Origin of the sequence: Pseudomonas sp. 10-1B (assembly GCF_000935045.1) — a bacterium.
Taxonomy (GTDB): Bacteria; Pseudomonadota; Gammaproteobacteria; order Pseudomonadales; family Pseudomonadaceae; genus Aquipseudomonas.
Map to the genome: position 1 here is coordinate 53861 of NZ_JYKS01000040.1, position 13732 is coordinate 67592.

The following is a 13732-nucleotide window of genomic DNA, read 5'->3' on the forward strand; positions in this document are numbered from 1 at the left end:
GCCCCACATGGCTTGCGGCTAGTGCTGTCATTGTGGGAGCGGCCTTGTGTCGCGAAAGGGCCGCAAAGCGGCCCCAGCAATCTGTGCACCTGCGCTGAAACCCTGGGGCTGCTCCGCAGCCCTTTCGCGACACAAGGCCGCTCCCACATGGACCGCATCAGCCTCAAGGCCTGTGCAGTGTCTGTGTGTGGCTTGCCGGCGATAGGCCGGTGCAGGCCCTACTATATCTGGCTCAGATCACTCGGACGCCAGCCGCCCCTTGTTCTGCCGGTCTGCCTTGTATTGCATGGCCACTGCCGGTGCCGGCTTGGCTGCGCCGGTTTCCAGCCACTGGCGCATGCGGCTGGCATCGGCGAAGTGGGTGTACTTGCCGAAGGCATCGAGGATGACCATGGCCACCGGGCGGTTGTCCATGCGGGTCAGCAGCACCAGGCAATGCCCGGCTTCGTTGGTGAAGCCAGTCTTGGTCAGCTTGATGTCCCAGTTGCTCTTGTTCACCAGGTGGTCGGTGTTACGGAAGCCCAGGGTGTAGTTGGGCTTGCGGAAGGCCACGGTCTTCTCGCGGGTGGTCGACAGCTCGCTCAGCATCGGGTACTTGCGTGAGGCCAGCAACAGCTTGGCCAGGTCGCGAGCAGTGGACACGTTCTGCGTCGACAGGCCGGTCGGCTCGACGTAGCGGGTGTGTGCCATGCCCAGGCTGCGGGCCTTGGCATTCATCGCCTTGATGAACGCCGGGTAGCCGCCGGGGTAGTGGTTGGCCAGGGTGTTGGCCGCACGGTTTTCCGACGACATCAGGGTAATCAGCAAGGTTTCCCGGCGGTCGAGCTGGCTGCCCAGGCGTACCCGTGAATACACACCTTTCATTTCCGGGTTGTTGGCAATGGTCATGGTGAGCATTTCATCCATGGGCAGCTTGGCATCCAGCACCACCATCGCCGTCATCAGTTTGGTCACCGAGGCGATGGGCACCACGCGGTCGGCGTGGCTCGAATACAGTTCCTGGTTGGTGTTCAGGTCGATCAGCAGGGCGCTGCCTGAGGCAAGATGCAGCTTGGACGGGTCGCGTTGAACCTGGGCTGGGGGTTGTGCAGCAGCGGTCGACGGAAGGGTCGCGGTACCTGTGAGCAACAGCAGCAGGCTGAGGATGGACAGGGATGTTTTCACGTTGAGGCTCACTAAAAGTTGGTATGTCGTTGGCTGTGCAAGGGTTTTCCGCCTAGAAACCGCTGCATTCTGGAGTATGGTCGAAGCGCTGTCGATTGCTCGATGAGCTGACCTGTCGAAATGAAAAAAGCTTCATGCTGGAACGGTTCTGCTGGCTCCGTCCGTCGGCTCGCACAGCAAAAAAAGACCCGCCAAATTGGCGGGCCATAAGGGCGTAGGGAGCAACGCACAACAAATACGGGTCAGGCGACCAAGGTGCCTGGTTGCAGCTGTTCGACCAGGGCCTGGGCTGAGGCGAGGGTCGGCATCGGGCCGCTTACGGCCTCGCCGTTGCGCACCAGGTACCAGCACGCCAGCAGGCCCTGCTCACGCAATGCTGCAGGGACGGCGCTGCCGACAACGGACATGATCTGGATAGTGGCCATGAGGACCTCCTGTGAAACATGGCTCTACCATACGCAGCAGCCGGGGCGGTTTGAAATCAACTTCCTCGATAGTGGTCATTAGTTCTATCAACCGTTACCAGCGCGGCGGGCCATAACGCCCCAAGCTCGGGGCCTCGATACTATGACTCCAGTCTCCGTCAGCTGAGCGCAGGGGAACGGTAAAGGTTGTGTAAGGGACGACCAGCGGTTGCTCTGTTACGCTGCACAAACGTTTCAGTCATGACACAGGAGCAGGTTATGTCGACAACTCCCAGCAGAGATACCGTGCTGTGCATCTCTTTAGCCGGGCGCCCTGGCACCTTCGGCGTGCGTTTTCACAATCACCTCTACCAGCAACTGGGCCTGGACTTCTACTACAAGGCCATGCGTACCGATGACCTGCCGGCGGCGGTGGCAGGGATCCGCGCCTTGGGTATCCGCGGCTGCGGGGTGTCGATGCCCTACAAGGAAGCGTGCATGGCCCTGGTCGACGAAATCGACCCGTCCGCCGCGGCCATCGAAGCGGTCAATACCCTGGTCAATAGCAATGGCCACCTGAAGGCCTACAACACCGATTACCTGGCCGTGCGCCAGTTGCTGGTGCAGCACCAGGTCGACCCCTGTACCGCCTTTGCCCTGCGTGGCAGTGGTGGCATGGCCAAGGCCGTGGCCAGTGCCTTGCGCGATGCCGGGTTCGCCGAAGGCATCATCGTGGCGCGTAACGAGCAGGCCGGGCGGCAGCTGGCGGATGTCTGTGGCTATCGCTGGGTGCCCGAACTGGGCGACGTGTGTCCGCCAATGCTGGTGAACGTGACGCCGATTGGTATGGCGGGCGGGCCGCAGGCCGAGGAATTGGCGTTTGGCGAAAACGCCATTGCTGCGGCGGCGCGGGTATTCGACGTGGTGGCGATGCCGGCGCGCACGCCGTTGATCCGGCGGGCGGAGGCGTTGGGCAAGCCGGTGATCACCGGGCTGGAGGTGATTGCGCTGCAGGCGCTGGAGCAGTTCGTGCTGTACACCGGGGTGCGGCCGACGCGGGCCCAGGTGGACGCGGCGGTGGCTTACGCCCGGGATGCCTGATGCCCCTGTGCCGGCCTCTTCGAGGCGTCGAACCGCCGCGAAGAGGCCGGCACAGGCCATGACAAGATCAGAACACCTTGTGCCCTTCATCCAACTGCTGGTCAACCAGCGCCCGGCCATGGGCCAGCGACACATGCTGCGCATTCTCAAGGTCGGAGAAGAACTTCATCGGCATCGAAATGCGCTTGCTGGTGTGCCCTTCGGGATCGGTGATCCGGCACCCGGCGGCATAGGGCAGGGGGGAATCGGGATGGGGCATCACGCTGGCGGTGATGGTGTACTCGCGGTATTCACAGTGAAGAGATTGCATCGTCCTTACCTCGCTGTGGCATGTGAAACAGTTACTTTCATATACCACAGCAAGGGGCCGGGAGTTCCCGGCCCGACGAGCGAACAGCGATCGATGCCTAGCCTTCGAGCTCGGCTGGCTGGATCACTTCGACCCAGTAGCCGTCCGGGTCCTTGATGAAGGCCAGGTGGTTCATGCGCCCGTCCTGCAGGCGTTTCTGGAACGGCACGTTCAGCTCCTCGAAGCGTGCGCAGGCTGCGCGTACGTCGGGCACCGAAATGCAGATGTGGCCAAAACCGCGCGGGTCGGTGTTGCTGTTGTGGTAGGCGAACTCGGCATCGTTTTCGGTGCCATGGTTGTGGGTCAGCTCCAGCACGCCGGGGATCGACTTCATCCAGCGGTGGCGTTCGGCGTCATCGGCGGGGATCTGCGCGGGGTCGACCAGGGCCAGGAAGTACAGGCTGAAGGCGGCTTCCGGGAAGTCGCGCTTGTCCACCAGGCGGAAGCCCAGCACGCGGGTGTAGAAGTCCAGGGACTTCTCGATGTCCTTGACCCGCAGCATGGTATGGTTGAAGACGAACTGAGCGGTGGCGGCATCGGGCTGGGCGGTGACGCCAGGCAGGGTTTGCAGATCGTGCAGGCTCATGGGAACTCCTGAGACAGGGCCAGGCGCGAGGCGCCGGCAAAACAGACAGGCTGGCCATGATACGGGAGTGCGCCGATTGCGCAAATGAAAGCGCCCTGCACAAGGCAGGGCGCTGGAATTAGAGGCCCGCATGTGCGGGCGCGTGATGGGGTCGCTAGTCCTTTAGCTGTCTCGATACTGAGCCAACCCTTGTGAAAAAAGTGTGAAGTGTGTGTAGACGTTTCATCAGTTTACCCAACTTTCCACGGTGGCGGCCCCGTATTCTTCCTTCCAGGCCTTGAGCCCGCGGTGGTTGCCGCCCTTGGTCTCGATGCGCTCGCCGGTATGCGGGTTCTGGTAAACCTTTACCACGCGCGGGCGGCGTTGTTGCTTGGGCGCGGCGCTGGCAACCCGAGTCGCGGCTTTCGGGTCGAGAATGGCGATGATATCGCGCAGGCTCTTGTCATAGCTTTTCATCAGGCCGACTAGTTTCTGCTCGAATTCGATTTCGCGTTTGAGGCCGGCATCCTTTTTCAACGCTTCCAGTTGCGCCATCTGTTCCTGGAGCGCTTTTTCGGCAGCACGAAACTCTGCAAGTCTGGACACTGTAATCACTCCTGTACGTCGGTCGTGGCAGGGCGTGACGAACATTGAAGAAGAATAAAACGCCGGCCACGCGGTGGGATTTCGCTGTTCGCTGATATCGAGTGTAGTCATTCATGGGTACTGGGTAAACTGCAAACTTTTTTGTAAGTAATTCGGGAACTTTCCTAGTTTTGCGCGAGGTACTTCGCGATTTTTTTGCGATTGCCTTTCTGCGCACCTAGACCATGGTCCAATGGCCCGTGCCAGAGCTGTTGCGCGATCATCGTCAGATGATGGCCGACTACTCTTCGGCCCCGCCGCAGTACCGTGGCCAGTACGCGCCACAGGTTGTTCACTCGCCTTGATTCTGGATGTTTCCTCGCATGTTTGCCCCTTTCCCCCTCGCCCCCGGGCGTCGTGTTGCCGGCCTATTCCTGTTGTGTGCCGGCGTCAATGCCCAGGCTGCCGGTTTTCTTCAAGACAGCAGTGCCAAGGTCGAAGCGCGCAATGTCTATTTCAACCGGGATTTTCGTGACGGCCACAGCAGTTCCAGCCAGGGTGCATCCAAGCGCGAAGAATGGGCACAAGGCTTCATCCTCAATGTGCAGTCGGGTTATACGCAAGGGCCGCTAGGTTTTGGCGTGGATGCGCTGGGCATGTTCGGCTTCAAGCTCGACTCAAGTCCGGCGGACAGTAACAGCGGCCTGCTGCCGTCTTCCGGCCACGACCCGCGGCACTCGGCCGACCAGTACGCGAAGCTGGGCCTGGCGGCTAAGGTCAAGCTAGGCAATACCGTGCTCAAGTACGGTTCGATGATGCCGGATGTGCCGCTGCTCAAGTACAACGATGGCCGCCTGCTGCCGACCATGTTCCATGGCGCCATGCTTACCTCGGAAGAACTGCGCGACCTGAAGTTCACCCTGGCGCGCCTGGACAAGTACACCGCACGCGATTCCACCGACCGCCAGGACATTCGCGTGCACTGCAAGAACAAGCGCTATGCCTGTGATATCGAGGCCGACCACTTCGACCTGGCCGGTGTCGATTACCGTTTCAACGAGCGGTTCAGCGCCCAATACCAAGTGGCCAAGCTGGAGAACATCTACCGCCAGCACTTCCTCGGCCTGGTGGCCAGCCAGCCGTTGGCGGTGGGCAGCCTGTCGGCTGACCTGCGCCTGATCAAGAGCGATGACATCGGCAATGCCCGCGCCGGCGCAATCGACCACCGAGCCTTCAGCGGCATGCTCGGTTACAGCCTGGGTGGCCACAAGCTCAGTGCCGGCTGGCAGCGCATGTATGGCGACAGTGCCATGCCGTATCTGGATGGCAGCAACCCGTACCTGGTCAACTATGCCCAGGTCAACGACTTCGCCGCCGCCCAGGAGCGCTCCTGGCAAGTGCGCTATGACTATGACTTCAAGGCACTGGGTGTGCCTGGCTTGACCTTCTTCACCCGTTATATCAACGGTGACAATATCAAGGTGCCGGGCAGCACGGCCGAAGGCAAGGAATGGGAACGCGACACCGAGTTCAAGTACCAGGTGCAAAGTGGCACTTTCAAGGACGTCAGCGTGCGCCTGCGTAATTCCACTTATCGCAGCAACTATGAAAAATGGGCGCGTGACATGGACGAGACGCGGGTCATTGTCAGCTACAACTTCTCGGTCTTCTAGGCGCTCACTTTGCCAAAAACCGGCAGCCGCCTGACAATGGCTGCTGGTTTCGGCAAAGGGCAGGGCAATGAAAGACCTGTTGTTGATTGGCATCGGCCCGGGTGACCCGCGCCAGGTCACCTATGAGGCTGTCGACGCACTGCGCCGCGCCTGCGTGTTCTTCGTGCTCGACAAAGGCAGCGACAAGGACGAGCTGGTGCGCCTGCGCAAGGCTATTTTGCAACGCTATCTTCCTGAGGGTGGTTATCGTCTGGTACAGGTGGCTGACCCCTTGCGCGATGGCCAGGCAGATGACTACCTGGGCGCGGTGCAGGACTGGCACCGGCAGCGTGCTGCCCTGTATGCGCAACTGATCGAGCAGGAAATCGGCGCCGGTGAGACCGGCGCCTTTCTGCTGTGGGGCGAGCCGGCCTTGTATGACAGCACGTTGCGCATTCTTGACCTGGTCCGCGAGCGCGGGGTGGCGCTGCGCTTGCAGGTGATCCCGGGCATCAGCAGCGTGCAGGCGTTGGCGGCGCGCCATCAGGTGGCGCTCAACCGTATCGGCGAGCCGCTGACCGTGCTGCCGGGACGGCGCCTGGCCGGGCAGGGTCATATCGACAATGTGGTGGTGATGCTCGACGGGCAGTGCGCGTTTGCCCAGCTCGATGACCCGGCGTTGACGATCTACTGGGGCGCGTACCTGGGTACCGCGGATGAGGTGCTGATTGCCGGGCCATTGCAGGCGGTGAAGGGACGGATCCTGGAAGTGCGCGAGCGCGAGCGGGCGCGCAAGGGCTGGATCATGGATACCTATCTGTTGCGCCGGGAGCTGTGAGGTGTGGTGCCTTTGCCGGCCTCTTCGTGGGTAACCCCACACATGTGCATCATGAGCCCTAAACTTGTGCGGTACCTGGGGGAGCAACTGTCTTGTATTGCCTGGACTGGCCTCATCGCCGGCAAGCCAGCTCCCACAGGTTGACCACAGGCTCCGAAAACTGTGCAGTACCTGTGGGAGCTGGCTTGCCGGCGATGGGCCGCACAGCGGCCCCAAATTGCTTCACTGACTGGCATTAGGGCATGCCAGCTCCCACAAAAATTGCGCAAGCCTTCAGATTTTGGCAAGACAGTTATTTCCACAGGAGTGCACAGGTGTTGGGGAAGTGGTGATCCTGTGGGAGCGGGTTCACCCGCGAAGCAGGCGCCACCGACCTCAAGGGTTGCCCAGAATGGCCAGCACCTTCTCCCGCAGTTGGTCGATGCTGAACGGCTTGCCGATCAGGTGCATGCCCTCCGGCACATTGACGCTCTCGGCATAGCCACTGGCAAACAGCACTGGCAACAGCGGCCGCAGTTCGCGCGCTTTTGCCGCCAGCGCTTCACCGCGCATGTCCGGCAGCCCCACGTCAGTCATCATCAGCTCCAGCGTCTGGCTCGGGTCTTCGAGAATCCGCAGCGCAGCGCTGGCGTGTTCCGCCTCGATGACCGTGTAGCCCAACTCGTCGAGCACTTCGACCATCAGCATGCGTACGATGTCGTCGTCTTCGACTACCAGAAGGTGCATGGTTCGGATCCTGTGCAAATGAATGTCTTTAATCTGTGCGCCTGGCGGCCCCAGAAGTTCCCGAGAATACCGATCCCTTCAATAAGATGGAACGATTGGCGCACGCTACCTTCAAATGCTGGCTAAATGCCCTGCCAGAGCCGGTAAAGCTGGTTAGACTCGCTTGACAGGACGGTGCAGTGGCAGACAACAACAACGATTGATCCGCCATACTTTTCGATGGACTTCTCGCTCGGGCGTTTTCACATGATTCAAGCAGCCTCGATGGACCAACGCAGCTTTCGCAAGCTGTTGAGCCGTAACATCGGCCTGCCCCTAGGGGTGGGCCTGCTGGGTGCCGTGGCCTTCGTCGCGGTGATCAACTACCTGCTTTCGGCCATGCAGTGGGTGGAGCACACCGACCGGGTGATCGGCAATGCCAACGAGACGGTCAAGCTGTCGATCGACATGGAAACCGGCATGCGCGGTTTCCTGATCACCGGCGACGAGCGTTTCCTCGACCCCTACGAGGTGGCCAAGCCGCGTATTCTGAGCAGCCTGCAGAGCCTGCGTGGCATGGTCGAGGACAACCCGCAGCAGGTCGAGCGCATCGACCGGCTGATCGCCTTGCAGCAAGCCTGGAACACCTTCGGCAGCGATATGATCGCCCTGCGTCGCAGCCAGGGCGACTACCAGGCGTCGATCAACAATGGCCGGGGCAAGCGCCTGACTGACGAGATCCGCAAGGAGTTCGACGGCCTGATCGGCACCGAGCAGCAATTGCGCACGGCCCGCAACGAAAAAGTCAGCAGCGTCACTGTCACGGCCATTTCGACCTTCGTGTTGTTCATCGTCGGCCTCTCCGCGTTGTTGGCCTATCTCGGGCGGCGTGACCTGCTGGCGTTGTCCGCCAGCTACGACGAAAACCTGCAGGCCCAGCAGCGCGCTGCCGAGCGCCTGGAGCACCAGGCCTGGTTGCGCAACGGGCAGACCCAGCTGTCCCAGCAGGTGCTCGGGCAACTGACTCTGCCGATGCTGGGCGACAACATCTTGCGTTTCTTTGCCACTTACCTGGGCAGCGTGGTTGGCGCGGTGTACCTGCGCGACGGGCACGGGCGGTTGGTGCGGGTGGCCAGTTATGGCCTGGATGCCGAGGAACAGGCCCGCGAGCAAGTCAAAGACGATCACGACGGCCTGTTGGCACAAGCGGTGCGCGAAGGCCGCGTATTGCGCCTGGACAATCTGCCCGAGGATTACTATCGGCTGAGTTCCGGGCTTGGTAGCGGCCTTCCGCGCAGCGGGCTGCTGGTACCAGCGATGGAAGATGGCCAGATCAATGGCGTGGTAGAGCTAGGTTTCCTGCGCCCGCTGCAAAACCGCGATGGCGAACTGCTGGAGCGGGTCGCTGGCAACCTCGGCATGTCCATCGAAAGCGCCCGTTATCGCCAGCGCCTGCAGGAAGTGCTGGCTGAAACCCAGCAGTTGAACGAAGAGTTGCAAGTTCAGCAAGAGGAACTGAAAACCGCCAACGAAGAACTGGAAGAGCAATCCCGCGTGCTCAAGGAGTCCCAGGCCCACCTGGAGACCCAGCAGGCTGAGCTGGAGCAGACCAACGAGCAGTTGTCGGAGCGCACCGAGGCGCTGGATCGCAAGAACGATGAACTCAGCCAGGCTCAGGAAGAGCTGCAGGCGCGCGCCGAGGACTTGCAACGCTCCAGCAAGTACAAGTCCGAGTTCCTGGCCAACATGTCCCACGAGCTGCGCACGCCGCTCAACAGTTCGCTGATCCTGGCCAAGCTGCTGGCGGAAAACGGCGAAGGCAACCTCAGCGAAGAGCAGGTCAAGTTCGCCGAATCCATCTACTCGGCCGGTAACGACCTGCTCAACCTGATCAACGATATCCTCGACATCGCCAAGGTCGAGGCCGGCAAGCTCGAAGTGCGGCCCGAGACCACCCACGTGCAACGCCTGGTCGAAGGCCTGCGTGGCATGTTCGAGCCGTTGGCCGGGCACAAGGGCCTGGTTTTCGAGGTCACCGCCGAGCCGCAGGTACCGGCCACCCTGTTCACCGACCGCCAGCGCCTGGAGCAGATCCTCAAGAACCTGCTGTCCAACGCCATCAAGTTCACCGAGCATGGCCAGGTCAGCCTGAACATCGGCTACCAGCCGGGCACCGGCATCGTCTTTGCCGTGCGCGACACCGGCATCGGCATTGCCGCCGACCAGCAGCAGGCGATCTTCGGCGCCTTCCACCAGGTCGATGGCACCAGCAACCGCCGTTATGGCGGTACTGGCCTGGGCCTGTCGATCTCCCGTGACCTGGCGCATTTGCTGGGCGGGCAGATCAGCGTCGACAGCCGTCCCGGCCAAGGCAGCGTGTTCAGCCTGATCCTGCCGGAGCGCTATGAGGGCGTGGCGCCGGACGTCGAGCCCCTCAGCCTGCGCCCGGCGGTCGATACCCTGCCACCGACCCCGCAGGTGCCGGTGGCGACGGTGCAGAAACACCCGGCAGCGGCCTTTGCCGACGATCGCGAACGTGCACCGTTCGGCAACCGCTGCATCCTGGTGATCGAAGACGAACCAAATTTCGCCCGCATCCTCTTCGACCTGGCCCATGAGCTGGGTTACAGCTGCCTGGTGGCGCAGGGCGCCGACGAAGGCTTCGAGCTGGCCGGCCAGTACATCCCCGATGCGATCCTGCTGGACATGCGCCTGCCCGACCATTCCGGCCTGACCGTGCTGCAACGCCTGAAGGAGCAGGCCAGTACCCGGCACATCCCGGTGCATATCATTTCCGTGGAAGACCGCGTCGAAGCCGCCATGCACATGGGTGCCGTCGGTTATGCGGTCAAGCCCACCAGCCGCGAACAGCTGAAGGAAGTGTTCGCCCGCCTAGAGGCCAAGCTGACGCAAAAGCTCAAGCACATCCTGCTGGTGGAAGACGACGACCTGCAGCGCGAAAGCATTGCCCGCCTGATCGGCGACGACGATGTCGAGATCACCGCCGTGGCCATGGCCCAGGATGCCTTGGCGCTGCTGCGCGAGAATGTCTACGACTGCATGATCATCGACCTCAAGCTGCCGGACATGCTCGGCAACGAGCTGCTCAAGCGCATGACCGCCGAGGATATCCGTTCCTTCCCGCCGGTAATCGTGTATACCGGGCGCAACCTCACTCGCGAGGAAGAAGCCGACCTGCTCAAGTATTCGCGCTCGATCATCATCAAGGGCGCGCGTTCGCCGGAGCGGCTGCTCGACGAAGTGACGCTGTTCCTGCACAAGGTCGAGTCGCAGCTGTCCAACGAACGCCAGCGCATGCTCAAGACCGCCCGCAGCCGCGACAAGGTGTTCGAGGGCCGCAAGGTGCTGCTGGTGGACGACGACGTGCGTAACATCTTCGCCCTCACCAGCGCACTGGAACACAAGGGCGCGATCGTCGAGATCGGCCGCAACGGCCGCGAAGCCATCGAGCGCCTGGAACAGCATGGCGACATCGACCTGGTACTGATGGATGTGATGATGCCGGAGATGGACGGCTATGAGGCCACCCGGCTGATCCGCCAGCAACCGCGCTGGCGCAAGTTGCCGATCATCGCCGTGACCGCCAAGGCGATGAAGGATGACCAGCAGCGTTGCCTGCAGGCCGGCGCCAATGATTACCTTGCCAAACCGATCGACCTGGACCGGCTGTTCTCGTTGATCCGTGTATGGCTGCCGCAACTGGAGCGAATTTGACTAGCGAACCTAATACCGACATCGAAATCCGCTTGCTGATCGAGGCTATCTACCTCAAGTACAGCTACGATTTCCGCAATTACTCCGGCGCTTCGATCAAGCGCCGGATCCTGCATGCGCTGCGCCAGTTCAGCTGCCTGACGGTGTCGGCGCTGCAGGAGCGCGTGCTGCATGACCCCGGCATGTTCATGCAGCTGCTGCAGTACCTGACGATCCCGGTCAGCGAGATGTTCCGCGACCCCGGGCATTTCCTGGCGCTGCGCAACGAAGTGGTGCCGTTGCTGCGCACCTGGCCGTCGATCAAGGTATGGATTGCCGGCTGCAGCACGGGTGAGGAGGTGTATTCGATGGCCATCCTGCTGCGCGAGGAGGGGCTGCTGGAGCGCACCATCATCTACGCCACCGACATCAACCCGCATTCGCTGGACAAGGCAAAGCAAGGCATCTACTCGATGCAGAGCATGCGCGAGTACGCCGAAAACTACCGTATGGCCGGTGGCCGTCGGGATTTTTCCGAGTACTACACCGCGGCCTATGGCAACGCCATCATGGACAGCACCCTGCGCGACAACGTGACCTTCGCCGACCACAGCCTGGCCACCGACAGCGTGTTTTCCGAAACCCAGCTGGTGTCGTGCCGCAACGTCCTCATCTACTTCAACAAGGCGCTGCAGGACCGCGCCCTGGGCCTGTTTCATGAGTCCTTGTGCCACCGCGGCTTCCTGCTGCTGGGCAGCAAGGAGTCGGTGGACTTTTCCGCCTACAGCGAGCGCTTCGAGCCGCTGGTCAAGCCCGAACGGATCTACCGCAAGTCATGAACGGCGTACGCGCGGTGGTGATCGGCGCCTCGGCGGGTGGCGTTGCGGCGTTGCTCAAGGTTCTCGGCGCATTGCCGGCTGGCTTCGCCATCCCGGTGTTGTGCGTGCTGCACCTGCCGGATGACCGCCACAGCCAGCTGGCCGAGGTGCTGCAACGCCGCTTGCACCGGCCTGTGCGTGAGGCGCGTGACAAGGAATCGGTGCGCGCCGGGCAAATCTACGTGGCAGCGCCGGGTTACCACCTGTCGGTGGAGCGCGACCTGACCCTGTCGCTGAGCCAGGAGCCCGCGGTGCATTTTTCCCGGCCGGCGATCGACTACCTGTTCATGTCGGCGGCCGATGCCTACGGTAGCAGCCTGCTGGGCGTGCTGCTCACCGGTGCCAACGAGGATGGTGCCGAAGGCCTGGCCTATATCAAGCACAATGGGGGGCGGACCGTGGTCCAGGACCCTCATGACGCACAGGTTGCGTTGATGCCCGAGGCCGCTCTGGCCCTGCATCGGCCCGACCATATTCTTTCTCTGAGCGGCATCGAGCAGTTGCTCGCTGCCCTGGAACCCAGCGCATGCTAAGCCACACCATCGCCAAACTGCTGATCGTCGACGACTTGCCGGAAAACCTGCTGGCCCTCGATGCCCTGATCCAGGGCGAAGATCGTGAGGTGCACCAGGCCCAGTCGGCCGAGGCCGCGTTGTCACTGTTGCTCGAACATGAGTTCGCCCTGGCCATACTTGATGTACAGATGCCCGGCATGAACGGTTTCGAGCTGGCCGAGCTGATGCGCGGCACGGAGAAGACCCGCAATATTCCGATTTTCTTCGTCACCGCGGCTGGGCGGGAGATGAACTATGCCTTCAAGGGCTACGAAAGTGGCGCCGTGGACTTCCTGCACAAGCCGCTCGATACCCAGGCGGTGAAGAGCAAGGTGTCGGTGTTCGTCGACCTGTACCGCCAGCGCAAGGTGCTCGACCGCCAGTTGCAGGCCCTGGAGCGCAGCCGTCAGGAGCAGGAGCTGCTGCTGGCCCAACTGCAAACGGCGCGGGTTGAGCTGGAGCATGCGGTGCGCATGCGCGACGATTTCATGTCGATCGTCTCCCACGAGGTACGTACCCCGCTCAACGGCCTGATCCTGGAAACCCAACTGCGCAAGATGCATCTGGCACGCGGCAATCTAGAGGCTTTCAGTGCCGACAAGCTGCAGGCCATGGTCGAGCGCGACGAACGGCAGATCAACAGCCTGATCCGCCTGATCGAGGACATGCTCGATGTGTCGCGCATTCGCACCGGCAAGTTGTCGTTGCGGCCCAAGGCGTTCGATCTGAGCCAGCTGGTGCGCGGCTTGGTGGAGAATTTCTCCGCCCAGGCCACGGCATTGGAAACCTATATCGAGTTGCAGCGTTGCGAGCCGATGCAGGGCGAGTGGGACGAGTTCCGCATCGAGCAAGTGGTGGCCAACCTGTTGTCCAATGCCTTGCGCTATGGCGAACGCAAGCCGGTGCAGGTACGCGTGTTCGAGCAGGACGGCCTGGCCTGGGTGCAGGTGCAGGACCACGGCGTCGGCATTGGCGCGGCCAACCAGCAGCGCATCTTCCAGCAGTTCGAGCGGGTCGCCACTCAGCAAGGCAGTGGCGGGTTGGGGTTGGGCTTGTACATATCGGAGCAGATCGTCCAGGCCCACGGTGGGCGCATACTGGTCGAGAGTGAAGAGGGCAAAGGCGCTATCTTCACCTTGCAACTGCCGCTGGCTTCATTCGAACAACAAAACGACCAGGCTCGGGCAACCTCTGCCTGAGCCTGGGGTCTGATGGCCAACTAG

At 61.9% G+C, this 13732-nt stretch carries 13 protein-coding genes; 7 read left to right on the top strand and 6 right to left on the bottom strand.

Annotated features, from left to right (window positions below; genetic code table 11):
* Positions 1-237 precede the first annotated feature (237 nt).
* Together pbpG and TZ03_RS21000 are read right to left on the bottom strand one after the other, a co-directional pair.
* A complete protein-coding gene (gene pbpG, locus TZ03_RS20995) occupies positions 238-1164 on the bottom strand; it encodes a D-alanyl-D-alanine endopeptidase (RefSeq protein WP_051100168.1) in 927 nt (308 codons plus the stop codon).
* A 242-nt stretch (positions 1165-1406) separates the two neighbouring features.
* The gene (locus tag TZ03_RS21000; RefSeq protein ID WP_051100170.1) at positions 1407-1589 is read right to left on the bottom strand and encodes a hypothetical protein; all 183 of its coding nucleotides are present in this window, start codon (positions 1587-1589) and stop codon (positions 1407-1409) included.
* Between the two features lie 258 nt (positions 1590-1847).
* Here TZ03_RS21000 and TZ03_RS21005 point away from each other — a divergent pair, with 258 nt between their 5' ends.
* Entirely contained in the window at positions 1848-2669 is an 822-nt protein-coding gene (locus TZ03_RS21005) for a shikimate 5-dehydrogenase (protein ID WP_051100172.1), read from the top strand.
* Between the two features lie 67 nt (positions 2670-2736).
* Here the strand turns inward: TZ03_RS21005 and TZ03_RS21010 are convergent, their stop codons facing one another.
* The 3 genes from TZ03_RS21010 to TZ03_RS21020 form a co-directional block, all read right to left on the bottom strand.
* Complete coding sequence (locus TZ03_RS21010; RefSeq protein ID WP_051100174.1) at positions 2737-2979, bottom strand: hypothetical protein; 243 nt, start codon at positions 2977-2979, stop codon at positions 2737-2739.
* A 97-nt stretch (positions 2980-3076) separates the two neighbouring features.
* Positions 3077-3604 carry a lactoylglutathione lyase gene (gene gloA / locus TZ03_RS21015; protein ID WP_051100176.1) on the bottom strand — a complete coding sequence of 176 codons (528 nt, stop codon included), beginning with the start codon at positions 3602-3604 and terminating at the stop codon, positions 3077-3079.
* Between the two features lie 225 nt (positions 3605-3829).
* Positions 3830-4189 carry a histone-like nucleoid-structuring protein, MvaT/MvaU family gene (locus TZ03_RS21020; protein WP_051100178.1) on the bottom strand — a complete coding sequence of 120 codons (360 nt, stop codon included), beginning with the start codon at positions 4187-4189 and terminating at the stop codon, positions 3830-3832.
* Between the two features lie 362 nt (positions 4190-4551).
* Between TZ03_RS21020 and TZ03_RS21025 the strand changes: the two genes are divergently transcribed.
* Complete coding sequence (locus TZ03_RS21025) at positions 4552-5841, top strand: OprD family porin (protein WP_051100180.1); 1290 nt, start codon at positions 4552-4554, stop codon at positions 5839-5841.
* Positions 5842-5908: 67 nt separating this feature from the next.
* Complete coding sequence (cobF, locus tag TZ03_RS21030; protein ID WP_051100182.1) at positions 5909-6658, top strand: precorrin-6A synthase (deacetylating); 750 nt, start codon at positions 5909-5911, stop codon at positions 6656-6658.
* A 375-nt stretch (positions 6659-7033) separates the two neighbouring features.
* Here the strand turns inward: cobF and TZ03_RS21035 are convergent, their stop codons facing one another.
* Positions 7034-7384 carry a response regulator gene (locus TZ03_RS21035; protein ID WP_051100184.1) on the bottom strand — a complete coding sequence of 117 codons (351 nt, stop codon included), beginning with the start codon at positions 7382-7384 and terminating at the stop codon, positions 7034-7036.
* Positions 7385-7630: 246 nt separating this feature from the next.
* On the opposite strand from TZ03_RS21035, the gene TZ03_RS21040 reads away from it, so the two are divergent.
* From TZ03_RS21040 to TZ03_RS21055, 4 genes are read left to right on the top strand one after another with little or no spacing between them, the layout of a single operon-like run.
* The gene (locus TZ03_RS21040) at positions 7631-11098 is read left to right on the top strand and encodes a response regulator (protein WP_051100185.1); all 3468 of its coding nucleotides are present in this window, start codon (positions 7631-7633) and stop codon (positions 11096-11098) included.
* Complete coding sequence (locus TZ03_RS21045) at positions 11095-11916, top strand: CheR family methyltransferase (RefSeq protein ID WP_051100187.1); 822 nt, start codon at positions 11095-11097, stop codon at positions 11914-11916. Before TZ03_RS21040 ends, TZ03_RS21045 begins: the two co-directional genes overlap by 4 nt.
* The gene (locus tag TZ03_RS21050; RefSeq protein WP_051100189.1) at positions 11913-12488 is read left to right on the top strand and encodes a chemotaxis protein CheB; all 576 of its coding nucleotides are present in this window, start codon (positions 11913-11915) and stop codon (positions 12486-12488) included. Before TZ03_RS21045 ends, TZ03_RS21050 begins: the two co-directional genes overlap by 4 nt.
* Positions 12482-13708, top strand: coding sequence for a hybrid sensor histidine kinase/response regulator (locus TZ03_RS21055; protein ID WP_051100191.1), 1227 nt, complete (start codon positions 12482-12484; stop codon positions 13706-13708). The genes TZ03_RS21050 and TZ03_RS21055 overlap by 7 nt, the downstream gene beginning before the upstream one ends.
* Positions 13709-13732: the final 24 nt, after the last annotated feature.

Coding starts and splice junctions, on each gene's coding strand:
- TZ03_RS21000 (WP_051100170.1), bottom strand. CDS start 1,589: ATGGCCACTATCCAGATCATGTCCGTTGTCGGCAGCGCCGTCCCTGCA.
- TZ03_RS21005 (WP_051100172.1), top strand. CDS start 1,848: ATGTCGACAACTCCCAGCAGAGATACCGTGCTGTGCATCTCTTTAGCC.
- TZ03_RS21010 (WP_051100174.1), bottom strand. CDS start 2,979: ATGCAATCTCTTCACTGTGAATACCGCGAGTACACCATCACCGCCAGC.
- gloA (WP_051100176.1), bottom strand. CDS start 3,604: ATGAGCCTGCACGATCTGCAAACCCTGCCTGGCGTCACCGCCCAGCCC.
- TZ03_RS21025 (WP_051100180.1), top strand. CDS start 4,552: ATGTTTGCCCCTTTCCCCCTCGCCCCCGGGCGTCGTGTTGCCGGCCTA.
- cobF (WP_051100182.1), top strand. CDS start 5,909: ATGAAAGACCTGTTGTTGATTGGCATCGGCCCGGGTGACCCGCGCCAG.
- TZ03_RS21035 (WP_051100184.1), bottom strand. CDS start 7,384: ATGCACCTTCTGGTAGTCGAAGACGACGACATCGTACGCATGCTGATG.
- TZ03_RS21040 (WP_051100185.1), top strand. CDS start 7,631: ATGATTCAAGCAGCCTCGATGGACCAACGCAGCTTTCGCAAGCTGTTG.
- TZ03_RS21050 (WP_051100189.1), top strand. CDS start 11,913: ATGAACGGCGTACGCGCGGTGGTGATCGGCGCCTCGGCGGGTGGCGTT.
- TZ03_RS21055 (WP_051100191.1), top strand. CDS start 12,482: ATGCTAAGCCACACCATCGCCAAACTGCTGATCGTCGACGACTTGCCG.